General features: G+C 44.6%; 29 protein-coding genes. 17 read left to right on the forward strand and 12 right to left on the reverse strand.

Features of this window, described 5'->3' with window-relative positions; all coding sequences use genetic code 11:
- Nucleotides 1-139: 139 nt before the first annotated feature.
- The 8 genes from A3729_RS22865 (at nucleotide 140) to A3729_RS22900 (ending at nucleotide 5994) form a co-directional block, all read left to right on the forward strand.
- A complete protein-coding gene (locus A3729_RS22865) occupies nucleotides 140-1042 on the forward strand; it encodes an urease accessory protein UreD (protein ID WP_068634316.1) in 903 nt (300 codons plus the stop codon).
- Between the two features lie 25 nt (nucleotides 1043-1067).
- Entirely contained in the window at nucleotides 1068-1370 is a 303-nt protein-coding gene (locus A3729_RS22870) for an urease subunit gamma (protein ID WP_068512141.1), read from the forward strand.
- A 272-nt stretch (nucleotides 1371-1642) separates the two neighbouring features.
- Entirely contained in the window at nucleotides 1643-1948 is a 306-nt protein-coding gene (locus A3729_RS22875; RefSeq protein WP_068634317.1) for an urease subunit beta, read from the forward strand.
- Between the two features lie 22 nt (nucleotides 1949-1970).
- Entirely contained in the window at nucleotides 1971-3677 is a 1707-nt protein-coding gene (gene ureC, locus A3729_RS22880) for an urease subunit alpha (RefSeq protein ID WP_068513006.1), read from the forward strand.
- A gap of 137 nt (nucleotides 3678-3814) precedes the next feature.
- Nucleotides 3815-4294, forward strand: coding sequence for an urease accessory protein UreE (gene ureE / locus A3729_RS22885; RefSeq protein WP_068513002.1), 480 nt, complete (start codon nucleotides 3815-3817; stop codon nucleotides 4292-4294).
- Nucleotides 4291-4968, forward strand: coding sequence for an urease accessory protein UreF (locus A3729_RS22890; RefSeq protein ID WP_068512998.1), 678 nt, complete (start codon nucleotides 4291-4293; stop codon nucleotides 4966-4968). Before ureE ends, A3729_RS22890 begins: the two co-directional genes overlap by 4 nt.
- Nucleotides 4969-5093: 125 nt before the next feature.
- A complete protein-coding gene (ureG, locus tag A3729_RS22895; protein WP_068512995.1) occupies nucleotides 5094-5738 on the forward strand; it encodes an urease accessory protein UreG in 645 nt (214 codons plus the stop codon).
- A 46-nt stretch (nucleotides 5739-5784) separates the two neighbouring features.
- Nucleotides 5785-5994 (forward strand): hypothetical protein, encoded by a 210-nt coding sequence (locus tag A3729_RS22900; protein ID WP_068509676.1) that lies wholly within the window; start codon nucleotides 5785-5787, stop codon nucleotides 5992-5994.
- A 321-nt stretch (nucleotides 5995-6315) separates the two neighbouring features.
- Here A3729_RS22900 and A3729_RS22905 read toward each other — a convergent pair whose 3' ends face one another.
- Together A3729_RS22905 and A3729_RS22910 are read right to left on the reverse strand one after the other, a co-directional pair.
- Nucleotides 6316-6825 (reverse strand): aminoacyl-tRNA deacylase, encoded by a 510-nt coding sequence (locus tag A3729_RS22905; RefSeq protein WP_068512992.1) that lies wholly within the window; start codon nucleotides 6823-6825, stop codon nucleotides 6316-6318.
- Nucleotides 6826-6939: 114 nt separating this feature from the next.
- A complete protein-coding gene (locus A3729_RS22910; protein WP_068512989.1) occupies nucleotides 6940-8256 on the reverse strand; it encodes a DEAD/DEAH box helicase in 1317 nt (438 codons plus the stop codon).
- 229 nt (nucleotides 8257-8485) lie between these two features.
- On the opposite strand from A3729_RS22910, the gene A3729_RS22915 reads away from it, so the two are divergent.
- Nucleotides 8486-8863, forward strand: a complete 378-nt coding sequence (locus A3729_RS22915) for a DUF2237 family protein (protein WP_068510255.1) — start codon at nucleotides 8486-8488, stop codon at nucleotides 8861-8863.
- Between the two features lie 168 nt (nucleotides 8864-9031).
- Here the strand turns inward: A3729_RS22915 and A3729_RS22920 are convergent, their stop codons facing one another.
- The 7 genes from A3729_RS22920 to A3729_RS22950 form a co-directional block, all read right to left on the reverse strand.
- Complete coding sequence (locus A3729_RS22920; RefSeq protein WP_068512986.1) at nucleotides 9032-9901, reverse strand: nitrate- and nitrite sensing domain-containing protein; 870 nt, start codon at nucleotides 9899-9901, stop codon at nucleotides 9032-9034.
- Nucleotides 9898-10473, reverse strand: coding sequence for a methyl-accepting chemotaxis protein (locus A3729_RS22925; RefSeq protein WP_068512983.1), 576 nt, complete (start codon nucleotides 10471-10473; stop codon nucleotides 9898-9900). The genes A3729_RS22920 and A3729_RS22925 overlap by 4 nt, the downstream gene beginning before the upstream one ends.
- Nucleotides 10474-10515: 42 nt before the next feature.
- Nucleotides 10516-11040 (reverse strand): hypothetical protein, encoded by a 525-nt coding sequence (locus A3729_RS22930; RefSeq protein ID WP_068512980.1) that lies wholly within the window; start codon nucleotides 11038-11040, stop codon nucleotides 10516-10518.
- A 356-nt stretch (nucleotides 11041-11396) separates the two neighbouring features.
- The gene (locus A3729_RS22935) at nucleotides 11397-11678 is read right to left on the reverse strand and encodes a HigA family addiction module antitoxin (RefSeq protein ID WP_369808245.1); all 282 of its coding nucleotides are present in this window, start codon (nucleotides 11676-11678) and stop codon (nucleotides 11397-11399) included.
- Between the two features lie 15 nt (nucleotides 11679-11693).
- Nucleotides 11694-11972 (reverse strand): type II toxin-antitoxin system RelE/ParE family toxin, encoded by a 279-nt coding sequence (locus A3729_RS22940; RefSeq protein ID WP_068512971.1) that lies wholly within the window; start codon nucleotides 11970-11972, stop codon nucleotides 11694-11696.
- Nucleotides 11973-12042: 70 nt separating this feature from the next.
- On the reverse strand, nucleotides 12043-12345 hold the full coding sequence (locus A3729_RS22945; protein WP_068516012.1) for a transposase: 303 nt from the start codon (nucleotides 12343-12345) through the stop codon (nucleotides 12043-12045).
- Nucleotides 12346-12510: 165 nt separating this feature from the next.
- Nucleotides 12511-13548, reverse strand: a complete 1038-nt coding sequence (locus A3729_RS22950) for a metal-dependent hydrolase (RefSeq protein ID WP_068516016.1) — start codon at nucleotides 13546-13548, stop codon at nucleotides 12511-12513.
- 682 nt (nucleotides 13549-14230) lie between these two features.
- Between A3729_RS22950 and A3729_RS22955 the strand changes: the two genes are divergently transcribed.
- Nucleotides 14231-15301: a methyl-accepting chemotaxis protein gene (locus tag A3729_RS22955; RefSeq protein WP_197475994.1), complete on the forward strand. Its 1071-nt coding sequence runs from the start codon at nucleotides 14231-14233 to the stop codon at nucleotides 15299-15301.
- A 3-nt stretch (nucleotides 15302-15304) separates the two neighbouring features.
- Complete coding sequence (locus tag A3729_RS22960; RefSeq protein ID WP_068516022.1) at nucleotides 15305-15889, forward strand: hypothetical protein; 585 nt, start codon at nucleotides 15305-15307, stop codon at nucleotides 15887-15889.
- A 37-nt stretch (nucleotides 15890-15926) separates the two neighbouring features.
- On the opposite strand, the gene A3729_RS22965 is transcribed toward A3729_RS22960, so the two are convergent.
- Entirely contained in the window at nucleotides 15927-16652 is a 726-nt protein-coding gene (locus A3729_RS22965) for an START domain-containing protein (protein ID WP_068516025.1), read from the reverse strand.
- A gap of 121 nt (nucleotides 16653-16773) precedes the next feature.
- On the reverse strand, nucleotides 16774-17694 hold the full coding sequence (locus A3729_RS22970; protein ID WP_156508895.1) for a LysR family transcriptional regulator: 921 nt from the start codon (nucleotides 17692-17694) through the stop codon (nucleotides 16774-16776).
- A gap of 133 nt (nucleotides 17695-17827) precedes the next feature.
- Between A3729_RS22970 and A3729_RS22975 the strand changes: the two genes are divergently transcribed.
- The 3 genes from A3729_RS22975 (at nucleotide 17828) to A3729_RS22985 (ending at nucleotide 20347) form a co-directional block, all read left to right on the forward strand.
- Nucleotides 17828-18265, forward strand: a complete 438-nt coding sequence (locus A3729_RS22975) for a thioesterase family protein (RefSeq protein ID WP_068516029.1) — start codon at nucleotides 17828-17830, stop codon at nucleotides 18263-18265.
- 290 nt (nucleotides 18266-18555) lie between these two features.
- Entirely contained in the window at nucleotides 18556-19371 is an 816-nt protein-coding gene (locus A3729_RS22980; RefSeq protein ID WP_068516032.1) for an SDR family NAD(P)-dependent oxidoreductase, read from the forward strand.
- A 13-nt stretch (nucleotides 19372-19384) separates the two neighbouring features.
- Nucleotides 19385-20347 (forward strand): NAD(P)-dependent oxidoreductase, encoded by a 963-nt coding sequence (locus A3729_RS22985; protein WP_068516034.1) that lies wholly within the window; start codon nucleotides 19385-19387, stop codon nucleotides 20345-20347.
- A gap of 79 nt (nucleotides 20348-20426) precedes the next feature.
- Here A3729_RS22985 and A3729_RS22990 read toward each other — a convergent pair whose 3' ends face one another.
- Nucleotides 20427-21227, reverse strand: coding sequence for a helix-turn-helix domain-containing protein (locus A3729_RS22990; protein WP_068552958.1), 801 nt, complete (start codon nucleotides 21225-21227; stop codon nucleotides 20427-20429).
- Nucleotides 21228-21438: 211 nt separating this feature from the next.
- On the opposite strand from A3729_RS22990, the gene A3729_RS22995 reads away from it, so the two are divergent.
- From A3729_RS22995 to A3729_RS23005, 3 genes are all read left to right on the forward strand, one after another.
- On the forward strand, nucleotides 21439-22398 hold the full coding sequence (locus tag A3729_RS22995) for a triacylglycerol lipase (protein WP_068516041.1): 960 nt from the start codon (nucleotides 21439-21441) through the stop codon (nucleotides 22396-22398).
- A 106-nt stretch (nucleotides 22399-22504) separates the two neighbouring features.
- Nucleotides 22505-23524 (forward strand): lipase secretion chaperone, encoded by a 1020-nt coding sequence (locus tag A3729_RS23000; protein WP_068516043.1) that lies wholly within the window; start codon nucleotides 22505-22507, stop codon nucleotides 23522-23524.
- Between the two features lie 387 nt (nucleotides 23525-23911).
- Complete coding sequence (locus A3729_RS23005; protein WP_068634318.1) at nucleotides 23912-25351, forward strand: IS1182 family transposase; 1440 nt, start codon at nucleotides 23912-23914, stop codon at nucleotides 25349-25351.
- The last annotated feature ends 113 nt before the right edge of the window (nucleotides 25352-25464 follow it).

Genomic DNA, 25464 nt, shown 5'->3' on the forward strand with positions numbered 1-25464 from the left:
ATGACGGGGGTCTTTGGAATGACGGGGGTCTTTGGAATGACGTGGGTCTTTGGAATGACGGGGGTCTTTGGAATGACGGAGTACTTTGGAATGACGTTTTCTAGACGACAAGAATCAAAAATATAAATGAATAACAAAAATGAACCAAGCACTCGACCCAACACTCATTGAAGACATTGTTTCTGACCACGGTCAGTGGCAGGCCTATCTGCGTTTACGCTTTGCGCAACGATCACGTGGTACACGCTTGGTTGCTAGTGAACATCAAGGTCCGCTTTACGTTCAAAAAGCGTTTTACCCTGAAGGCCCTGACTGTGCGCACGCTTATTTGCTGCACCCGCCGGGCGGCTTGGTAACTGGTGATACCCTAGATATCGACATACAGGTTGAATCTGGCAGTGAGGCACTCATCACTACGCCCGGCGCGGGTAGAGTCTATAAGGCTCGCGACGACTCGGGTGTTCAAACACAAAATATGACCTTGCGAGTCGAAAGCGACGCCGTGTTGGAATGGTTACCGCTAGAAACTATTCTTTTCCCTAAGTCTCATGCACGTATGAATACCCAAGTTGAACTGGCAGAAGGTGCTAAGGTAATGGCTTGGGAGGTCACTTGTTTTGGCTTACCGGCGAATAACTTGGCGTTCGAAGACGGTAGTTGCGAGCAGCGCTTGCAGATATGGCAGCAAGGCCGTATTCGTTTCAATGAAGCCCTCAGTTTAGCGCCAGGTGACACATCCGTTTTACATGGAACGGGTGGACTTCAAGAAAAGCCCGTTAATGCACTATTTGTTGCTGGGCCCTTCAACGAAACTATCGATAGTGCGGAGCATGAAACCATGCTTGAGGCATTGCTTATCAAACAAAGTGGTATGCCAGGAGATGATTTGCTAGCGTTAAGCATGACAGGTGAGTTTCTAACCGTCAGATACCTCGGTAACTGCACTGAACGAGCAAGAAATTTATTAGGCGAAGCATGGGCATTGGTTCGTCCAGTGCTATCGGGGCGCAAAGCCACCGAACCAAGAATTTGGTTAACTTAAGTGTCAGATTATATAAGAGTGAATTATGGAACTATTACCTAGAGAGAAAGATAAGCTACTGGTTTTCACCGCCGCGTTGCTGGCTGAAAGACGCTTGAACAGAGGCTTAAAATTAAACTACCCCGAAGCCATGGCCTACCTGACAATGGAAATTATTGAAGGCGCTCGAGACGGTAAAACGGTTGCCGAACTAATGAGCTACGGCAAAACCTTGTTGACTGAAGAGCAAGTAATGGACGGTGTCGCCTCGATGATTCATGAAGTGCAAGTCGAAGCGACCTTTCCTGATGGAACTAAACTGGTCACCGTTCACGACCCGATTTCATAAGTCGATTAATTGGCCTTTTTATTCCGTTAGTGACACTCACATAGTCACACCGGTGGTAACACTCACAACTGTCATCCCGGTGGTGTTTTAAGCCGGGATCCATGAGGGCTAGCAAGGGGTATCGACGAAGATGGATTCCTGCTCAAGTGACCGCGGGAATGACGGGGGTTACGGGGCGGTGGTGTCTTAAGCCGGGATCCATGAGGGTTAGTTAGGGGATAACGCAGGAATGACACAACTATGAACGAATATCTATTGATAAGGGGACAAGTATGATTCCTGGAGAATACCAAGTCGCCAAGGGCGATATTGAACTGAACGCAGGGCGTGAGACATTAAGCTTGCGTGTTGAAAACACCGGTGACCGACCCATTCAGGTCGGCTCTCACTATCATTTTTTTGAAACTAATTTAGCTTTAAGTTTTGATCGAGACAAGACCAAAGGCTTTCGTTTAAATATTGCCTCGGGCACGGCGGTAAGATTTGAACCTGGACAGGGCCGGGAAGTAGAGCTGGTGGCTTATGCGGGTGACCGTAAGGTCTACGGATTCCGTGGTGATGTAATGGGCGCGCTATAGCTTTGAGCTGAGGAGAGAAAAGATGACTAAGATGGATAAAAAAGCCTACGCGCAAATGTTCGGTCCAACGGTGGGTGATAAAGTTCGTTTAGGCGATACCGATCTTTGGATCAAAGTGGAGAAGGATTACACCACCTACGGCGAAGAAGTGAAGTTTGGTGGCGGTAAGGTGATTCGAGATGGCATGGGGCAAAGTCAGCGCTCATGTGCCGATACTGTCGACCTAGTGATTACCAACGCTTTGGTGCTTGATCACTGGGGAATCGTTAAAGGTGATGTTGGTGTCAAAGACGGTCGTATCGTCGGTGTTGGCAAAGCCGGAAACCCGGATGTTCAGGACGGTGTTGATATTGCGATTGGCCCTGGCACAGATGTACTCGCGGGTGAAGGCTCTATCCTTACTGCTGGCGGCATTGATGCTCATATTCACTTTATTTGTCCACAGCAAGTTGAAGAAGCCTTAATGTCAGGCGTGACCACAATGATTGGTGGCGGCACCGGCCCGTCAACCGGTACTAACGCCACAACTTGTACCTCTGGACCGTGGTACATCGGTAAGATGATGCAATCCACCGACCAAATGCCCATGAACTTTGGCTTCTTGGGTAAAGGGAATGCAAGTTTACCTGAAGCCCTAAGAGAACAGCTCGATGCAGGCGCTTGCGGCTTGAAGCTCCACGAAGATTGGGGAACCACGCCAGCTTCCATTGATTGCTGTTTATCCGTAGCAGAAGAATATGATGTTCAGGTTGCAATCCATACCGACACCTTGAATGAATCAGGCTTCGTCGATGATACCATTGGTGCGTTTAAAGACCGCGTGATCCACACGTATCACACTGAGGGTGCCGGTGGTGGTCACGCACCTGATATCATTCGTGCTTGTGCTTACCCGAATGTATTGCCTTCATCTACCAACCCAACACGCCCTTACACGCGTAACACGGTTGACGAGCACCTGGATATGCTGATGGTATGTCACCATTTAGATAGTTCTATTCCTGAAGATGTTGCCTTTGCTGACTCAAGAATCCGTAAAGAAACGATTGCCGCCGAAGATATTTTCCATGACCGTGGTGCCTTCAGTATGATTTCCTCCGACTCCCAAGCGATGGGACGTGTCGGGGAAGTGATTACCCGAACCTGGCAAACCGCTCATAAGATGAAGACACAATTTGGTTTGTTGCCAGAAGATTCAGGTTGTGATGCCGACAACTTTAGAGCACGTCGCTATATAGCTAAATACACAATCAACCCTGCGATCGCGCACGGTATCTCTCATGAGGTCGGGTCGATTGAAAAAGGTAAATTGGCCGACTTGGTGTTATGGAAGCCTGCCTTCTTTGGCATCAAACCCTCTACGATTATCAAAGGCGGAATGATCGCTGCAGCACCCATGGGGGACCCTAACGCATCGATTCCAACACCTCAGCCAGTACACTATCGACCAATGTTTGGTGCGCAAGGTTTAGCAGCGGCGAAAACCTCAGTGACCTTTGTCTCAGAAGCGTCTTTGAAGAACGATATTGGCGAGGCGCTTGGTCTTAGCCGAAACCTGAGTGCTTGTAAGAATACGCGCTCTATTCGTAAGTCAGACATGGTGTTGAATGATTGGCAGCCAGAGATCACCGTAGATCCGCAGACTTATGAAGTTAGAGCGGATGGTGAGTTGCTAACTTGTGAACCGGCAGACGAGTTGCCATTGGCGCAATTGTACACATTGTTTTAAACGCTATTTAGGCACCGACCAGTCGGGTTAAAACCCGACCTACAGGCTATGTACTAGCATGGTAGGTCGGACTTCAGTCCGACAAGGTCGAAGCCGATGAGTTCGAGGGTAAATAAGGCCTTCAAAAAAGGAAGATTATGTTAGAAGTATACGAAAGACTCGGCACGCATTGTCATGAAGAGGTTTCAGAAGTCGTCAAGCTAGACTCGGACCAGCGTGATAGAGGAAGGCTTAAATTAACGAGTGAAAACGGTGTTGATGTACGTGTCTTTCTAGAGCGTGGCAAGCCTCTATTGGTGGGAGAGTATCTCAAGTCTGAGTGCGGAAAAATTATTCAGGTTCAAGGTGCTGTTGAGTCTGTCGCGCATGCCAGCTGTGAAGACTGGCGTACTTTCTCGCGTGCCTGTTATCATTTGGGTAACCGCCATACAAAAATTGAAGTGGGTGAGCGTTGGTTGAGAATTAAGCCTGACCACGTCTTGGAAGAAATGCTGCACTTACTGGGTTTAGTGGTGACACATGAAGGAGAAGTGTTCGCTCCTGAGTCTGGTGCATATTCCAAGGGTGGGCACTCACATTCACACGGTCATTCTCATGATGGACATTCGCACGAATGAGTAATCCTTTAGCCCTGTCACGTTTGCTGCAGTTAAGCTCGGTTAGCCTACCGGTAGGTGGCTATGCCTTTTCGCAAGGCATGGAGTATGCAATAGAGTGTCGTTGGATAAAAAACTTCAACGATGCCGAGTCCTGGATTCGACTTCAAATGCGAGAAAGCCTGGCCAAAGTCGATCTGCCAATTTTACGTGGTGCCATGGAAAGCACGGCTGAAGAAGACTGGCAGCGTTTTATGTTTCTTAATGATTTATCGATCGCATCCCGGGAAACGAAAGAACTACGGCTAACAGATACGGCAATGGGCGCTGCTTTATTGCGACTCTTGAAAAGCTTGGATTTTGACTTGCCAGAATGCGTCACTCAGGAAGGCGAAGAACACAGCTTTGCGACCTTATTCGCTTATGCGGCGCAAAAGTGGGGAATCGTTTTTGAAGATGCGGCCAATGGTTTTGTCTGGTCATGGCTAGAAAACCAGGTGGCAGGGGCCACTAAAATGGTGCCTTTGGGTCAGACTCAAGCTCAACAAATGCTGACCTTGTTTCAACCAGAGATTGCAGAATCGATTGCTTTGGCTGAACAAATAGATGAAGACAAAATAGGCGGTGGTCTACCCGGATTGGCCATAGCCAGCGCCTTACATGAACAGCAATACTCAAGGCTTTTCCGTTCTTAGTTGAAAAGCTTACGATCACGTCCCCTATAGTCATTCACGCGAAGGCGGGAATCTAAGGTCTTAGGGGGAATTAAAACAATGGATCCCCGCCTGCGCGGGGATGACGAAAAATATAGGATATAACAATGGCAAAAAAACAAACGCTACGAGTCGGTGTCGGGGGCCCTGTTGGTTCAGGTAAAACCGCCTTATTGCGCTCACTTTGTGCAGCATTAAAAGATCACTACAATATTGCAGTGGTAACCAATGATATTTATACCCAGGAAGATGCTTTATTCCTGACGCGTCACGAAGCTTTGGATGAAGACCGAATCCTGGGTGTTGAAACGGGTGGCTGTCCACATACCGCGATTCGTGAAGATGCCTCAATGAACTTGGCTGCGATTGATGAGCTGATGAAGCGCCATGGAGAGCTCGATGTCGTTTTTGTAGAAAGTGGCGGTGATAACCTTAGTGCGACCTTTAGCCCAGAACTATCGGACTTAACTATCTACGTGATTGATGTATCAGCAGGCGATAAGATTCCACGTAAAGGTGGCCCAGGCATTACTAAGTCCGATCTGTTGATTATCAATAAAATAGACTTGGCTCCACTTGTTGGTGCTTCGCTAGACGTAATGGATCAGGACTCAAAGAAGATGCGCGGTGAACGTCCTTTTGTTTTCTCAAACCTTAAGAAAGCTGAAGGTCTAGACAAAATTATTGATTTCATTATTAGCGAAGGCATGCTTGAGGCCAAAGAAATTCCACCTGCAAAAGCCGTGGTTTGAGTGCTTGACGACTTAGAATAGAATTAGACTAACTTAGGAGAACACAATGAAATTGAAAACCTTAATGACACAAGCAAGTGCCTTAATCGCCATGATGATGGTGAGCCTTGCCTCACTCGCTCACGAAGGTATGCATGCATCAGGGCAGGCGCACGTGGGCGAGAGCCATATGGGCTTAATGGAAGTTTCTTTGGCCGTGATGGCAATGCTAGCAGTTGGCGCATGGGCATTGAAAGAAGCTAAATCTAAGAAGTAGCATTTAGAGTCAGTCCCCGTGTTTCTGTATGCAGAGCCTTTCGTGGCTCGCATGCGGGCTAGCACGGGGAGTCCAGATAAGGGATGCAACCCTCTGCCTCCTCAAAGGTCAAAACATTAAAGACTATTCACCACCGAGAACACCGAGCGGCATAGGGCCTCCACCGAGAAGACATATAAGAGTTATTAAGGTTGATCTTTACTCTGTGCAGCGAAGCGCTCTGTGTTCTCGGTGGTTCAATGTGTTTACAGAGCCTTCCACGGCTCGCAGGCCGGCTAGCACAGGGTTGATCAGCGAGGGTCGGAACACTCTGCCTACAAACTAGTGTATTAACTGCGTTCTCGCCTCATAAAACTCTGTCGGGCAACTAATCACATCATTTTCCTGAAGCCCCATGAGCTGCATAAATGCGCCATGGTTAACATGAATCAGGTTATGGTGGTCGCCACTTTCAAAGTAAATACTAGGCATCTCTTCCAAGCTTTTATCCCAAACTACTGGTAAGCCATAGACTTGGCCTAGTGCAGGAACCGCACCTTCTTCGCAATCATCAAATAAGCTTTTGAGTTCACACTCATCGACCAAGCGATAATGCGAGGCCTTGCCCATATGCTGGTTGAGCAGATCAGGAACAAGCTGATGTGTTGCAGGTATGACACAGAGTCGGTAGTTATCGCCATCGTGGGTGATAACGGCTTTTGCCATTTGTTTGGCTGGCACGTTAGCAAGTCTGGCACTAGCTAAACTGGTATGAGATTCAGGGTGTTGAATGAGGTCGTAGTGCACGCCAACGCGCGACAAGTGAGCTTCGATTCTAGGAGCAATAGACATAACAAGCACCTCCATAAAAGCGAGTGAATCATCATTGTAACGCTGCGAAAGGTGTTAGGCCAAGAACCCTTTGTGCTTAGTCGAGTGCGCTATAGGGCAAATGGCTATAGCGCACTATCTATCACCCCATATGGTTTTATTTGTGGTCTTTGCAGGGCGCTTAGCGCTGGTGCTCGTTGTATTGGGCTTATTGCGGTTAATCTTCTTTTTTGGGGAGTCCTGTTTTTTCTGCTCAGTCTTTTTATTCGCTGGTCGCTTATTCTTCGGTACGTAATTTAAAATAGATACGGGCACGACTTTTCTCACAGGGAAGCCTTCAATTTCTTTTCGCTCAATAATATGACCTAGCCGGCTCTCTATTGCACAAAGATTCTTAAAATCTCCCATTGAGACAAATGAGATCGCTTCGCCAATGGCACCTGCTCGGCCTGTTCGTCCAATTCTATGAATGTATTCCTCAGGCTTAAAGGGCAGGTCATAGTTAACCACTCGGCTTAACTTACCAATATCAATTCCGCGTGCAGCGACTCCGGTAGCCACCAAGAACTTAATTTCGCCAGATTTGAAATCATTCAGTATTTTAGCTCGCATTGCTTGGCTACGGTCACCGTGAATTGCTTCTGCGTGAATACCTCGTTTGCCTAACTGAGCGGCAAGTTTCGCAGCGCCATGTTTTTTCTCAATAAAAATTAGCGCCTGATCCCACTGATTCTCAATAATGAGATGACTCAATAGCGCAGACTTTTTATCTTTATCGACCGTAATCAACCACTGGTCAATGGTGGTCGCGGCAGTTGCCTCGGGCGAAATGGCGATTTCCAAGGCTTCGTCTTTAACCGTCTTAGCGAGGAAGCGTACGTCATCGGTTAGGGTTGCAGAAAACAACAAGCTTTGACGCTCGCTCGGAAGGCGATCAATGATTTTATTGATCTCATCAATAAAACCCATGTTTAGCATTCTATCGGCTTCGTCTAAGATCAGGACTTCTAGTTCGTCAAAATGAACTGCACGGTCATAGACCATTTCAAGTAAACGTCCTGGCGTCGCGACCAGAATATCAACACCTTCAATGAGTCTCTTTTTCTGAGGCTCTGCAGCGATACCACCGTACATAGCCATTGACTTTAGGTTGAGGTACTTCCCGTATTGCGTAATATTGGCTTCAATTTGCTCAGTCAGCTCACGAGTCGGGGTAATAATTAATGCTCGTATGCGCTTGCCGCGATAGTTGTAGGGAACATTAAGTTTTTCAAGCAATGGCAGCACAAAGCTCGCTGTCTTACCTGTACCGGTCTGAGATGCCGCGACCACATCTCTGCCAGCTATGATAGCTGGGATAGCTTTACATTGAATAGGGCTTGGTTCGGTGTAGCCTTTGTCTGTGATGGCCTTTAGAATGGGATCGCTTAATCCAAGCTTAGAAAATGGCATGTACACCTCAGTATCGCGTTAATCTAGGGAGTGGATTGTGCCAATAGGCTGGGTTGAAAGCTATGGTTATTTTTTGAGAGACAAGCATGGTAAGAGAAATTCGTATTGCACAAGCAACATTATCAACATATCCATGTATTATTCGGTTAGACATTTGGAAGACTAAGGCTCAATGCGATGAATGCATCAATAGTCAAAAGCTTAAACAGTTAGTAAGCGGAGAAGCAATATGGATATGGACGAATCAGTAAATGTACTTGGCGAAGTCTTGGAACTATGTGGAAGCGACCCCGTCACAGGGTATTATCGAGATGGAAAATGTAATACCTGTGAAGCAGACACAGGTTCACATACGGTTTGTATCGAAGCGTCTAAAGACTTCTTAGAATATTCCAGGTTTAAAGGGAACGACCTGTCTACACCAGTGCCTGAATACGGCTTTCCCGGCTTGAATCCCGGCGATACCTGGTGTCTATGCGCGGTTCGTTGGTTGCAAGCTCAAGAAGATGGTATGGCACCCAGAGTTCACTTAACTAAAACGCACATAAAAGCCTTGGAAGTCATTCCCTTGGAGCGGCTAAAGCCTTATGCGGCAGACCTAAATTAAGTCTCTGTCTCGGTGCTTGCAGCACTTTTTGACTGATCTAGACGGCCTAAATAATAGTGCTCTATTAGAATAGAAGCGATAAGGGAACACCAAGTTTCTATGTTGGTTTGAGTGCTAATTGGCGAACGTGCGATTAATTTTCTAAGTAAATGGCTAGAAATACCCTGATCAATCAATGCTCGTTGATAACTTAGTGGATGCCAGGTCAAAGAGCTCATTCAAAGGTGCGATAGCTGCGCTCGCCAGTTGAAAGAAATCTGCTCCTGAACGACTATCTACCGAAGAATTGAGCAGCTTGGTTTCGATAAAGCTCTGTAGTTCGGAGATTTTTGTTTGAGCGTTTTTAATCGCTGAGGTCGAGTGCTTATCATCTAGAATGATCACTCTTTTTTCGCCGGGCTTTCTTTCAAGAAAAACCTTATTTAGCGATTCAAACTGAGTGCTTACACGGTCATTCAAGTACTTCAATTTTATTCGGTCTAGAGCTGAACTCTTTCCTTCGGAAACAATACCCATACCGATGGCTCGGGTTTGGCCTATTGATTCAATCGTATCGAGTAACTCCTTCCATATTACATCTAAGCCTGCTTCACGAGATAATGCTACGAGCAGACTATTCTTTTCAGTTTGGTTTTCAATCAAATAGAGCAGATTTGTGATGAGTCGGTTATGTTGGTCGATATTGTTGTTTGCTTCAATTGTTAGGGCACGTGTTTCAAGTCGCTGCCAATGACTTGATATACCTTCAAATAACTTGTCTTTTGTCAGTGATGGGTGATTGCTAACTAATGATGCCCATAGTTTGTTAACGTCTGCTCTCACGGTTTTTATATCTGCTTGTAATGTTTTCTCACCGTGAAGATAGCCTGTGGTTAAGCCGCGATGTTTTTGAATTTGAATCAATAAGCTTTTGAGTGAATTGAGCTGCGCCAAACAGTTTTTAAGTTCCAGTTTTTCGGCATGTTTTTTTCGATTGGTACTAAACCAAACCAGCACACTTGCAATGACTATGAGGACTAAGGAGAGGGTAATGATCATAAACTGTTCTCCATTGGTTCTTTTGATTGGCTTGATTTATTTGCCAGGTATTTGGCGATATTAACCGTTTCGTCAGCGATTGCTGTATTCTCATCTGCTTGTGATAGCAGTGTTTCAACATTGAAAGCAACTTCGTTGGTTGCGTAGCTTTGTTGCTCTGTTGTCGTAGATATATGAGAAATCTTGTCACATATTTGATCGACGACTTTATCGAGGGTACCTAGATTGGCTTCAAGGTTTTGGATGCTATGATAGTTTTCTCTGGCTTTACTGACGACATCATGGACCTGCTGTTTCACACTGCCCATCTGCTTGTGAGATAACTCAATACTGTCGCTAATATCGTTTGCTGATTCTCGGGATCTGATTGCCAGATTTCGAACTTCATCGGCCACGACTGCAAAGCCTCGCCCATGCTCACCAGCGCGTGCCGCTTCGATTGCAGCATTTAAAGATAGAAGGTTGGTTTGATCGGCAATTTCCCGAATGATGTTAGACATTGCTGCAACATTGTTTGACTGCTCAAACAAGACATCCACCATTTTGACGCTTTCTTCAGACAAGGCAGTCATCTTCTCAATCTCAATGCAGGCTTTTTGCGCTTCGGCACGCCCTTATGCAATTTGCTTACGTGAAGTATCAATGTCGGCATGGGTTTCTCGAACTTGCGTTGCAACATCGCTCACGCTGGCACTCAGTTGAGTGACTGCTGCAGCCGAAGAGGAGATTGCCTGCTTTTGTTCCATGGCATTTTTTGCCGAGGTTGAAGCGCTGATCGATAACTCACTCGCCATATGGTTAAACTCAGTAAAGTAACCGTCTCTATGCTGAACAGAGCGTTCTTGATTGAGTAAATAGTGGCGTAGTGCTTCCAGGACGGAGTGTCCAGATCGAGAATGGAGAGGGAGGTCTCGGTGTTGTACACCGTTTTGTTGAAGTAAGCGTGAAACATCTTTGAGAGGTGCAAAAAACTGGTTTCGTTTATAGATCAGGAATATAGATGAGAGCCCAGAAAGAGCAATAAGAAAAACGGTCCAATATGACGAGGGCTGTATTAGCCACGATGTTAGTGTAATGATCGTTAGTAAGGCGATAAAGGGAGTACTGTCTAGTTTCTCAGCCCAAGGCATATTTCGCATGACAAAGCTCCTCTTGGAAATGCCGATGAATTTGAGTGTTTGTATTACAGAGGAGCAAGTACTATGCCGCAGAGTAACTAAGGATTGTTACTGTTTGTAAGGTCTACGGACGACGCTGGTCTTAGCGGGTTTGAGTGTGAGGAGCAATAATAAGGCATAGTTTATTGTTGGGGTTTTTGCCCTACTAAAATGCGAGATGGATCGTTGTGGTGCATGAATTCACACATTAGCTGCTAAATTTTTTTATTCCAACGTGCCTCCTTGGTATTTCTGAACCGCTAAACTTTCGCAGAGCAAGAGGCACTTAAGGCAGGACATACACCCATAAGTCTACAAGATCTAACTCGTCTTATATGCTAGGCGGCAATTAAAGGCTTTACATCGAGTTCACTTCGATTAGCTTCCGCCTGCCACAAATCATATTGTGTTTGCTGATTCAACCAACTTTCAGCTGATGTATTAAACGCAATCGAAAGCCTCACCGCCATTTCAGGGCTAATACCTGCTTTACCGTTAACAATACTAGAGAGTGTTTTTCGACTAACGCCTAATGCTTCAGCCGCTGCAGTGATACTTAGCTCGAGAGGCTCAAGACAAAGCTCTTTAATAATCTCGCCTGGATGTGGAGGGTTGTGCATTAGCATAATTTCACCTCAGTGATAATCTTCGTAATTTACAATTTCTGCATGTTCCCCATTGAAACGGAACGTCACCCTCCAATTCCCACTAACACGAACAGACCAAACATCTGAACGCTTACCAGATAAGGAGTGCAGAAATAGCCCCGGTAAATTCATATCATCTGGGGAAGTAGAAGCATTAAGTCGGCCTAAAATAAGTTTTAAACGCTTAGAGTGCTTTACTTGAATACCTGAAGTTTTTCCTGCTTTGAAGAACTTCTCGAGGCCTTTGTGTTTAAATGATAGAATCATAAGCCGAATTGTAACCTGATACGACTCAGTTATCAATAAGAGTAATCGGGGTCAGAGTAACATTTACCAATCAACCTTCAATCCTCGGCCTACCCGCTTTTCCAGGAACCACTCGACGATGATACCTTCGCTCAATCTGTTCCTTGAACCCTTCACTACCTATCGCTATTCCCTTGTTAACCGCCTCGCGTATATCTGTGATCATTTCTTCATCTACATGATGCCTAAACAATTCTCTATAATTATTTAACCTTTCATCAGTCGACTTGCCCAGTGCCAAATACTCTTTATGCGGGTTCAATAACCCTGATACTTTACCTAAAGCATTACACTGATAACTTGACCAATAATAATCACCTGGATCTTCAACCATATTGGCGACTACTGGATTTAGCTAAATATATCTATAACATTCCAATAAGTAGCGCTCTGATTCAACTAAGCTGCTTTAAGGGGACTGAGGGATTCTTTTTTAATCAGAGTTCTGTACCAACTAAAAATCCGTTAACTGATTACTTTATAATCCCTCCGTCCCCTTTTACTGCTGCGGATGCAGTGAAACACTTGAGTCCCAAAGTCGGTCCCACAGTAATGTAAGCTTTGTCCAATCAAGTGAATCGTTGACACGTATGGCTTTGATAGGCGAAATAGTCGATACTTGAGTATCTTGGTTTACTTGTTCTGCAATGGCGAAATTGAATGCATAAGCGCCTTCAACGCCCATTCTTAGGTCAGACATGACTATTCGATCTTCACGAGTTTCAGCTTTGTAAAAACCTTTGGTAAACCATACCAGTCGTTGGGCATCCCAATGGCTTTCTAAGCCTTTTAATAACTCGGTGCCTTTAGGGTAGGTCTTAAATTCGATTGTATTCGTGTCTTCCCAAATACTCACATGTGAGATGCTGTAACGATCGCCTTCATCTATCACTATTCGCCATAAGAAAGAGCTCAATGGCATAGGTGTACTGATGGTAGATACGACTTTGCTTGTTCCTTTCTGATTGAGCCAAGCGGTGGCAATTTTCTCTTCCGCGATATGTTTTGCAAAGACGCCCCAGCATAGGTATAGCGATGAAATAGCGAAAGCTGAGGTGGTGATCATGGTGGCTTTCTTTGAAATCCAAGTATTCCTGTAGGCGAGAAACAGCGCAAGTAAAAGCGGCAGCGTATAGAATGGGTCGATAATAAATACGCTTGATAAGCCAAAGGGGTGCTCTGTTAGCGGCCAGAACAATTGAGTTCCATATACGGTGCAGGCGTCGAGTAGGGAGTGAGTCCAAAAAATCGCGAGAATCGCAATGAACCATTGCTTGGATATTGGACGATAGCTTGGGCGAAAGTGCAGTATTAACCATGTTAGTAGGGGCGCCACAGCGATCTGGATAATCAGACTGTGGCTAAAGCTTCTATGATAGGTAAAGTCTTCAACTTGGCCCCCAAAAGGAATAAGTACGTCAAGGTCTGGCAAAGTCCCCAGAATTGCCCCGATAATTGGAGCTGTACGGCCGATATGTTTACCTAATAATGTATGGCCAACAGTGGCGCCTAGTGCTGCTTGGGTTAGTGAGTCCATGTTTGTCTTCTTTCACATCTATATATTTTACTTATCTACTGTTTACGACTCCCATGATACACCTAGATGACCAAATATAGATCACATAATATGTGATCCAAATACTAAACATTGACGTAATACCTAGTGTTGTTCATAAAAACTGTTGATGAGAGATTGGTGACACTATGGCTAGGTTAATAGAATCCAAAGAAACCCTTGATGCAATTAGAGTTAAGGCGCTATCTAACGCTAAGGAACTCGGTACTTATAACACGCGTTCTTCCTTTCAGTTAGGACGGAAAGTTTTAACTTTCTCAGAATTGTGCCACCGCTCACCTCGCAGGCTTTTTTAGTCTGTTAGCACCATTGCGTTGCATCTTCAGTTCTGCAAGTAATCATTGCACTTTGCTTGGGCGTGACTCTTCCTTGTCGCACTTTAAATAGCACTCGCCTGTATTTCTGTTTCTTACGTACATCTTGTTACATATTAATTTGCTTAATAAAAACAATTGATTAGCTTCGTGTTAAGTGGTCTGCCTTGATGTGATTTTACTAGTGGGCATGGCTTTTGCCCCTTCTTTGATGTTGATGACATTTATTGTCCTTTAAATCAGGAAAAAGAATGGGTCTAGAAAGTTATGTCTACTGCTCGGCGTTATCCTAAACATATTTTGTTTTTATTGTCATGTCCCTTGCCTGTGTGAGTGCTAGCATTTTGATTTCAGGTGTTACCTGGAATGCCTTGCTTATTGCCTTGCTTGGTGTCATTGCTCTTGCTTTGATGCTTTGGCAATGTGCTTCTGCCCAGGCATTGCAGCAGTTAGCGCATTTGCTTCAACTTCCGGATAGTCAGTATCGCGATTTACCTTTAGAGGGTTTAGGTAAAGATGAAAGCCTAAAAGCCTTCAAGGATTATTTACTTAGCCATGAACGCTCAGAACAAAGCAAGGAGGAGTACTTTGCTGAGTTTGTTCATATGGCCAGAGAACTCTCAATTAGTGCCTTGTCGGCATCAACCAATGCAAAAGAGCAAAAGGCTTCGATTACCTCATCAGCAGCGGCTGTGACTGAGTTGAGTCAGAGTGTGGAAGATGTAGCGGCACAAATCAAATATGTTCACGACGACATAGAACGCTCGCGTGAGCAGACAACTGAAGGTATCGCTGAGGCCCAATCTGCCACAAATGAAATAAGCCGTATGGTCGGTTTATCTAAAGAAAGTGAGGTACTGGTTACAGAGTTGTTGGAGCATACCAACAATGTCGCAGCGATGTCGAAAATCATCATTGATATATCGGAGCAGACTAACTTGCTATCGCTTAATGCTGCGATAGAAGCGGCGCGAGCAGGCGAACATGGGCGAGGGTTCGCTGTGGTCGCAGACGAGGTTCGAAGTCTTTCAATTCGTTCTAGAGAGTCAGCTAATGAAATAACCGAAAGCATCAATAATGTGCAAAAACGAATGGTAGGCGTTACCGATAAGTCTTGTCAGGTAATGCGTGCTGCAGAAGATAACGCTGCGCGTATCAACCAGCTTGAAGGCTCTTTGGGAACGATCGCAAATATGATCGATAGCATTACAAACAAAATGCTCGTGATTTCGACAGCAACGGAGCAACAGAATATTGCAACGCGTGAAATCTCCGAAAATGTTGAGGCTTTATTAGGTAGGGCAAATGACAATTCCGTCATTGCAGATGAGACAGTTAAGGTTGCAGAGTATCTTGCAGACCGCGCTGAACGCTCACAAGCTAGTATAGAGAAGGAGTAAAGTTTGTCAGGTTTATTAATAGCGTTCGTCACCATTATTCTTGGGGTGCTTGTTTGTGTTAAGGCGATGAGCAGTAAAAAACGTAAGCACATTGAGGCCTTGTATACCAATATTGGATTGGTTAAAAACTTAAAGGTATTACTTATATTCATTCAGCAACATCGAGGCCTAACGACGGGTTATCTTCATGGTGATCGGTCTTTAGATAATGCTGTCAGGCAGGCGAAGCAACGAGTCGATAATCAGTGGCGAGTAATTGAGAACGACCACCCCTTAATTATAGAGGATCAGTTGTTCGAAGGTATCTCAACTCACTGGAAACGTCTGTCGTTTCGTTGGCAGCAGAAAGCAGTGACCAACAATATTGAACAGCACAATCGGCTTATTATCAACTTGCTGTACCTGATAGAAAATCAAGCAGAAAGTTATCTACCCATGCTTAGTTTTGGTCGTGACTCTGGGTTAGATGTTATTTGGAAGGAATTGCTTGAGACAATTGAAGCGATTGGGCAAACGCGTGCTATTGGTATGGGGGTCGTAAGTTGGATCAAACAGAAGATAATAGGCGTCTGTCTTCAGCACTTCTAAGTCCATCAACCCAACAGGCAACGCAATCCCATCTTTCTTAGCTTTCAGTTCCCGAGTCATTATAGTTAATTACCCAGTCAGAAGTCTTATGAAATTCAGGTGACTCAAAACGATGTCTCATGTTTAAGACAGATTCGTAGAAGACATCTTCCAATAGAAAGTTCACAATAAATGCCGGAATAAAACCACCCGGCTCAGTATGCCCTTGCCAGACGATTCTGGTTTTCTCGTTGCCTTCAGGAATCAGTACTAGTTCATTATTAACTTTAGGTGTTCGAATAACACCTTCATTTTTGGGTAGAGCATCGCCTTCAAACCATTCTTTAATTCGAACGACTTTTGAATCAGTTTCCTGTGTTAGTTGCTGGCCTGCGACGATATCTCTGTCAGCCAGTGGCCAGGGTAAACCCATTCTCATATAGATTTTTCTGGAACGTTCATCGTCAAAGGGCTCGATTTCATATGCGTCTACCATGTCTTTGACCCATTCAGGGAAGGTCTTGATATCAGAGAAATTGGCAACAATATTAGATAGCTTTGATTGCACCACTTGCTCTGCTTTAAAGGCAATAAAGTCACTGCCCGGCCAGTCGCGGGTAAACACCTTGATGCCATTTTTTTCTAGCATTAAGTCCCAACCGCTATCGTCCAGGGCCGGAGGGAGGTCAGTTCGATAGGCTTCAAGCTCAGCAGAGACGGTCGTAGAAAAAATACTTAATGTGACCATCAAATATTGAACGGTAGAAAGTACAGTATGTTTCATGAATTTATTACCTAACTAAGCAGTGTCTAAATCATTTTACTTTGAAATTTAGACCAGTAATGTGAGTTGCTCGGCATTGTTTCTTACTGACGTGATACAAGGAATATGTCTCGATATGTGGTTATTTATATCTATCATGCCGCGCATAAAGTTTGTCATAGATAAACTGTCTGAACCAACGATGCATTGGGTCATGGTGCATCCGTGCGTGCCAAAACATGGCGATCTCTAAGGGTGGAATGGGGAAAGGAGCGCTAACGACGGTAAACTTATCCTGGTCGACATAACGTCGAATAAAACCACTGGGTAACAGAATCATATAATCGGTCGCGGCGATGATTTCCAGCGCAGCAAAAAAGTGTGGCACCGTGAGCGCGACCTTTCGTTGTTGACCAATGCTTTTAAGGTAGTCATCAACCGGACTTTTGCTGGTGCCTGAGGAGCTAATTACGATATGGTTCATACCAATATATTCTTGTAAGTCTATCTTTCCTTCAGAGGGATGAGACTTCCTGATAACGCCTGCGTAGTTATCTTGAGCAACGATGCGTTGGTGTATGTTATCGGGTGGAGAGGTGACGCCACCAATCATCAGGTCTACCTGATTATGTTCAAGCTCAGTGAGTAGGCTTGAGCGCCAATCAACTGTTGATAAACTTAACTTTGGTGCGGCTTCTTGCAATAGCGGAACTAATTTTGGTAATAGGTTATTAGTGCCATAGTCGGTCGTTGCAAGTCTTAAGGTACCTTCGTAATCTTTAGGGCTGAACTCGATAGGGTCAAGTAAAACACTGATTTGCTCGAGTGCCTGATTCACTAAGGGAAGCAGTTGTTCAGCGTTCTTAGTCAGTAATAAACCTTTTCCAGAGCGCACAAGTAATGGGTCTTGAAAGGCTTCTCTTAGTTTACCCAAGGTTCGGCTAACTGCTGATTGTGTGAGGTTTAATTGTTCTGCCGCCCGTGTGACATGCTTTGTTTCCAGCAACAGTTTTAATACTACAAGGCTATTCAGATCGAACTGGCGAAGTGTGACTAGATTCATGAGCAAGGCTAACCCACAGCTATTGGTATGATTTAAAATCATAGCATACATAATAATAATGAATTGTATTTATGTGTTCTCTGCCTGCATACTGAACTCGAATTTTTTGATCGCTCGTTGTAAAGAGGTCGTTATGAGCAAGCAAACTGAAGCGTTATATGAAAAGACTATTGAAGTGCGATGGGCTGACTGTGATGCGAATCAGCATATGAGGCATTCTGCTTATTCTGATCTGTGTGCGCATACTCGAGTTGCGTTTCTTAATGAGATCGGTATGACGGCGAAGTGGTTTAAGCAACATAATGTAGGCCCCGTTCTTTTTAAGGAAGAGACTGAGTACAAAGCCGAAGTTAATATAGGTGATGAGTTGCGCGTAACAGTGGAGCCAGGTGAGCCAACTGGTTTTACCAAAACTGTGCAGATGCTACAAAATATCTATAAGGCCAATGGTGAACTATCGGCAGTTCATCGTTGTGTGGTGGGCTGGATGGACCTTGAAGCGAGAAAGATAATTGAGTTGCCCGAGAAGATTAAAGAGCTGTATTTGATAGAAGCGCTAGTAGAGGTCTGATTCTTTAGTGGTGTTCTTAATCGCTCAGGTTTTGAATGTCGCTATTAGTCTCATATAGACTGTGTTGTATGGAGCGTTAGCCTGCTTTATTAGTTTCCTTAGCCCCACTTGCATGGTCTTCTTACGCGATATGGTATTTACCCAAGGCGGTAAAGTGTGCTCTAGTAATGCAAATCTACCGGCTTATGCAATAGAAGGGGACTACCCAAGATACTCTGTATCGATGAGGATGCCTTCGCGCCGGAAGCTTCGATGACTACTAAAAAACAACAATCAGAGGCAGCACACTAATGAATCAAGAAACGATTTATATCACCGGTGCAGCGAGTGGCATTGGCCAGGAAATCGCACGGCGCTACGTAAAAACGGGTGCCAACCTGGCCTTATTCGATCTAAAGTTTGATGAGCAGGCAAAATCGCTTATTGAGGATCTAAGGCATAACTCCAGTCAGGGTATTGCCTATTACGAAGCCGATGTGACAGACCTGGATGGCCTGCTTAAAGTAGTTTCAGAAGCGGCGTGTCATGTGGGATTACCAACGATAGCCTTGCATTGTGCAGGTATTAATCGCACTGGTTTATTTGAAGCTGTACCAGCTAAAGAGTTTGAGACTGTTGTGACAGTTAACCTTTTTGGTTCTCGTAACTTTGCTCAGGCGACTATTCCTTTATTGAAGAAAAACAAAGTGCCTAGCAAGTTAGCCTTGGTGGCTTCTATGGCAGGGTTGGTCGGTACTTATGCCTATACCTCTTACAATGCCTCTAAGTTTGGGGTGGTGGGTTTAGCTCAGGCCTTGCGCACCGAACTGGCGCCTGAAGGTGTAGCGGTTCAAGTGATTTGTCCGCCAGAAGTTGATACGCCGATGGTGCATGAAGAACACAAAACTATTCACCCGGTTACCTTGAAGCTAAAACTTACAGCCGGTGCACTGACCTTGGAGCATGCGATTGACGATATTATGAAAGGCTTGGAATCGAAGCGTTTTTACATCATTCCAGGCAAGCTCGCCCGGATGACCTATTGGATGAACAGACTGATTCCCGTAAAGCTAGTTAATTTCTATATTGATTCGATTGTCAGAAACGTATTGAAACAACAAAAATAATAGGCAGGCCGCAATGAAGAAAGTATTTATTACCGGCGCAAAAGGTTTTATCGCACAAAGTCTGGCGCGTTGCCTAAATAAAAAAGGTATCGAGACCTGTGGGATTGATCTAAGTGCCAATCAGGAACAAAACATCATACAAGCTGATTTATTTGAGCCAGAGAGATGGCGAGACATGCTAGCTGGTTGTGACACCCTCATTCACACGGCTGCAGTGGTCTCTAATGCTGCAACAGAAGAGGAAACCTGGCGCGTTAATGTGTTGGGTACGCAGACTGTATTAGATGAAGCGGCAAAGTGTGATAACAAAAAGCGCTTTCTGCACTTTTCCTCCGTTGCCGCGTTGGGCTTAAGTCACACCGGAGCAATGGATGAAAATACTGCCTTGAGGGCTTGCGGTCAGAAATATTCAGACTCCAAACTGGCTAGTGAACATTTGGTTCTGAACTACAACAATGCAGGAAAAGTGGATGCCACCATTATCCGCCCTGCAGATGTTTACGGTCCGGGCTCCCGACCCTGGACCGTGACGCCAATTGACATGATGAAGCAAAAGAAATTCATCGCCCCGAAAGAAGGTATGTTCGGCCCAGTGTATATTGATGACTTGGTTGAGGGCTGTTATTTGGCACTGAACTCAGACAAGGCAATCGGACAGATTTATATCCTATCAGGCATGGGGCAGGTGAGTAATCAGGAGTATTTTTCTTTTTTAGCCAAAATGTTAGGTTTGGACTCGGCAAGAACACTTTCCAAACAGCTGCTTTATCCTATCGCTTTTGCCGCGGAGCGAATGGCTCATCTTTTCGGTAAACGTACAGAATTAAATCCTTCTACCGTTGCGATGCTATCGAGGCCTAGTGCTAAATATATCCATGATAAGGCCAGTGCAGAGCTAGGGTATCAGCCTAAAGTTAGCCTTGAAGAAGGTATGGCTAGGAGTGAGCAATGGCTGCGTGAGCAGGGAGTGATATAAAACTACCTCATCATGTAGACAGAAAGTCCCAACCCTCGCTGAGGCGACTGATTACTATGAGCTTTAGAGTCTGACTCGCTCAATTTTTTGTACAAGATAGGCGCTGCTTATTTTCAGTCATCACAATAATTCGCTCTGGTTGGGATAAAAAATATGACGGCTTCATGCCTAGCATCATATTAAAAGTATGGGTGCAATGAGATAGGTCGACAAAACCCGCATCAATGGCGGCGTCGGTTAAACTCTTTCCTCTGCTGATTTCGACTGCGGTGACAAATAACCTATGCCATTGACGATACCTGCGTATGGGTACGCCTGTTTGTTTTTTGAAGACTTTGGTGAGTCCAGGTACTGACAAGTTCACTGTATCAGCGAGACTCTCAATAGATAGGTTTGTGTCAATAGAATCCTTGATCAAATCGACTACCTTAGATACGCGTTTATCACTGTCAAAAGGCTTCTTTACACATGTTTTGAATAGGCTATCAATCTCATATTTGGTTTCGCTCGTGGAGCGTTCTGAGTCGTAAATATCAATAACAGACTGTCTGAATAATTGTTCGTTGCCAAACTCGCTAAAAACCCCTTGGCCCATATCGCGGCAGAGGTCGGATAAGGCGCTAAAGTCCCGCCCCATAACATCTAGATTACAATTTGCGATGACCTGATGTTGTGTATCTATCGTTACAGAGCAGCCCGGTTTTAGTAATACGCATGTGCTTTCAAAACAAATGTTCTGATCTTTTGACTCAACTTTAATAGGACCGCCCAGTGACAGGGTCAGAGTTGCAGCGCCTTGGGATAAGTTCAGTGGCTCTTCAAGCCTGCCAATAAAGAGCGTTCGTTCTTCCCATAGATACAGGAGAGACTTCTTGTTCATTGTTATTAGATCTCGGTACATGTGTACGCTAAAGATAGGCCTTTTGAAGAAAATAGTCCTCTTTTTCATGTTAGTTATGAGAACCAAAACTCACTAGTGATAGAAAAACGAGGGGAGTATCAGATTATACAAGCGAAGTAGTAGGGCTTGGTGTCAGTGTTTAAAAGGCTGGTATTTAACTCAGTATAAAAATAAATTTGAGGATATATCTATGAAAAAGACACTCGCATTAACGGCTGCTCTCACATGTGCAGCAGCTGCTCCGACACAAGCAGGATTCTTTTCTGATTATTTTAGTTACACGAAAACAGAAAATCCAATCATGTTAGTACCTGGAATATTTGCCTTCGACTCAATTTCTATTGTCGATTATTGGCATCAGATTCCGAGCGCTATTGAAAGTCGTGGTGGTGAAGCTTATGTAGCTAAGATCAATGCTTTTGATAGTTCTGTGGGCCGAGGTGAAGAGCTGATCGCTCAGCTTGAGGAAATTAAAGCAAGTTCCGGTGGACGAATCGAAAAGTTCAACCTAATGGGTCATAGCCAGGGTGGTATGACTTCGCGTTATGTAATGGAAACACGTCCTGACCTTGTTGCGTCGGTTACTACGATGCATACGCCACATACTGGTTCGCCTATTGCAGACTTGGTGACAGATGTAGCTCCACCAGAAACAATTCGTGGAACGTTATTTGGCGCGTTTGCTAATGCAGTCGGTGATCTAGTTAACTTATTATCAGACAATAAAAAGTCCGACTCTGATATTTACGCTATGTTGGGAGAGTTTAATGCTCAAGGTGCAGCGCAATACAATGCAACTTACACGCATGGCTTACCGACAACTGAGTGTGGTAATGGGCCTTCGCAAGTGACGATCAATGGCGAAGATATCAAGCTCTATTCATGGAGCGGCACAGGTCATCTGACTGCTGTTGGGGATATTTCAGATACCTTGTTTGCCATCACAGGTTTAGCGTTTGATTCAGGTGAAGATAACGACGGTATTACCGGGCGTTGTGCATCTCACTTTGGCCAGGTTATTCGTGATGATTACTTCATGAACCACATTGATGCCAATAATCATGTCTTAGGATTAACATCATTGTTCGAGACTGATCCAAAGACCTTATTTAAGAAACATGCTAACCGCCTTAAGAAGGCTGGCCTATAAACGATTCCTAGAGAATTATGTGCTTTCCAATTTGGGCAATCAGGCAACCTTATACTGGAAATGCCGTTTTGGGGTCCTATGGGCCCCACTTTTTTAAGAGGTTATTATGACGATAAAAACCGGGTCGATTGCATCGATAGCAGTCATTTTCGTGGTATCGATTGCTTTGTATGAATACTTTGGTTACGCAGAAATAGGCTCGGATAGTGCGCCTGTTACTATGATAGAAGCCAGAAAAATTAACGAGTCTTTGTATCACAAACCCTATGAAGTGGAGGGTATCAAAGCGCTTTCTTCTTCATCACTCGCGGGAACTGATGTGAATCACAACTTAAGTGTTGATGAAAGTCAGAACTTGCTGGCTGATGAAGGTCTTAAAGATATGTTCGAATACTTCCTATCTACTCTTGGAGAGTATGAACTAGAGCAGGTCATTGCTTCAATCCAAGAAACTATTAAAGCAGAGCTAGGCGAGCCGGCTCGTTCACAAGCTCTGGACCTACTTAAACGTTATATTGACTACAAAATCGGTATCGAGGAGCTTCAGCAGGGTTTTGTTGTATACGATTCGGGAGTAAATATGCTCGATAAACTGATAGCTCAGCAGTCTGAGATTAAGACCTACAGAGAGCGCTTCTTTGATCAAGTTGAATATGAAGCATTCTTTGCTTCTGAAGATATCCAGAACAGGTTCTTGATTCAGCAGTTAAAAATCAACAGTGATGAAACACTAACAGCAACAGAAAAACAACAACATATAGAGATAGCGAGCCTTGAACTACCAGAGGACATTAGAGCAACGAGGCAGCGCGCTCAGCAACATGCATTGCTATCAGAACAAGTTAGAAAAATGAAAGCCGATAATGCGCCCGTTAGCGAAGTGTATCAGCTGCGGGAGAACATGCTAGGGAGTGAGGCTGCGGCAGCGCTAGCCGATTTAGACAAACGTCGAGCGCAATGGTCGCAGAGACTTAGCAGCTTTTCCGCTGAGCGAAAAACTGTCTTAGATTCTAGCTTAAGTGAACAAGATAAGGAGCAATCCATTTCTGAACTGTTGGCCTATCACTTTGATGAAACAGAGCGTAAGCGCGTTAGTGCTCTGATGAGTGATGACAGGCTTCCATAGGTGCCAATTCGAATTGAAATGGACAATTAAAGGGCTCAGTCCAGAATGGTATACTGTTACGTACTTGTAGCCAAAAGGTTCGATCTGGCGCGATAAAGGTCGTGATAGACAGAATTCGATCTTACAGACGAAAATGGGGCACTCGGCATAGCAATTCAACACCCACAGGCAAAAAAGTCCGCAAGTCTGCCATTCAGAAGACATATACAGATAGGGATTATTCAGCCAAACTTTGCGTTTAGTGAATTAACGAAAAGAGCACAGGCTGTGTGAAAACTGTGGTTCAGTTTTTGCTGTGAGCAGATCATAAATATACGCAAGTATCATTTTCGAATTAACAAGTTTGGTATAATTCTCAACAGCTTAAAAACAAGGAAGTGAGCTGTTATGTCCCACCATATTAAGGGTAAAAGCCGATCTCAGGCGACATTTTTCCCTGAAGTCCTCGATGACTTCGTCAGTACTGAAAACCCTGTCAGAGTGATTGATGTTTTTGTTGATGAGCTCGACTTAAACGAACTTGGCTTTAAAGGTGTTGTCCCAAAAGATACAGGGCGTCCCAATTATCACCCAGCAATGCTACTTAAGTTATACCTCTACGGCTACCTGAACCGAATTCAATCCTCACGCCGATTAGAGCGAGAAGCTAACCGCAATATCGAACTAATGTGGTTAACTGAGAGACTTGCACCAGACTTCAAAACCATTGCAGATTTTAGGAAGAATAACGGTAAAGGGATTAAACAGTGCTGTCGAACGTTCATCGATTTGTGTCGTCAGATGAACATGTTTAGCGATGCGCTTGTCGCGATTGATGGCAGTAAATTCAAAGCATCTAACAACAAATCTAAAAACTATACGCCAAGAAAACTCCAAGCCTCAATGGAACGCGTTGAAAAGCATATCGCTCGCTACCTTAGTCAGCTAGACAAGGTCGACTTAAATGAAAAGGAAGCGGATACCGCTCCCATTGAAGAAAAGCTGGTTTGGCTAAAAGCGCGTCTTTCTGAATTAAAGGAGCTCAAAGAGAAAGTTGAAGCGCACCCAGACAAACAAATCTCTATGACTGATCCAGATTCGCGTCTGTTAAAAACAACCGCGATGGAGAGAAAGGTTTGCTACAACGTTCAGAGCGCAGTGGATTGTAAGCATCACTTGATCGTTGCTCATGAGGTCACCAATACCACCGATAGAAATCAATTATGCAGGATGGGCCAGCAGGCTCAAGCAGCACTAAAGAATGATGAAATTACCGTGCTTGCCGACAAAGGCTATTTTAGCAGCAAAGATATTATTGCGGCGCAAGATGCGGGGATGACGCCACTGGTACCCAATTTTGATACGTCAGGCAGTGAAAAGAAAGGCATCTTCAATAAATCGCTATTTCAATATGACGCCGAGCAAAATGTGTACGTTTGTCCTGCCAAGCAAGCGTTAACACCCAGAGGGCAAGCAAGAGATAAAGGCATGATTTATAGGAACTATAACTGCAGCGTCAAAATTTGTAGAGTTTGCAGCCTGCAAACCCAATGCACCAAAACAGCCACTCCCCGAACAATTCGTCGTTGGGAGCATGCTAGTCGCATTGAAAAGATGACCGAGCTTCTGGAGTCCAAACCTGACAGCATGGTGATCAGACAACAAACCGTCGAACACCCATTCGGTACAATTAAATTATGGATGGGCGCAACACAGCTACTCACCAGAAGATTTAAGGGGGTCAGCATTGAAATGGACTTGCATGTCCTGGCCTACAATCTTAGACGAATGATCACAATTTTTGGTGTCAGCGGCTTAATCAAAGCTTTGATGACCAATGCATCCTAGGCTTAATCTGATTGCAGCTTCCTGTTGAGGCGCTATTTGGCTTGTATGAGCGGACTATTCTAAAAAGGCTGGTAATCACAAAAATCAAACATCGGCGCCAGATACATGACTGT

Source organism: Oleiphilus sp. HI0043, from assembly GCF_001634935.1.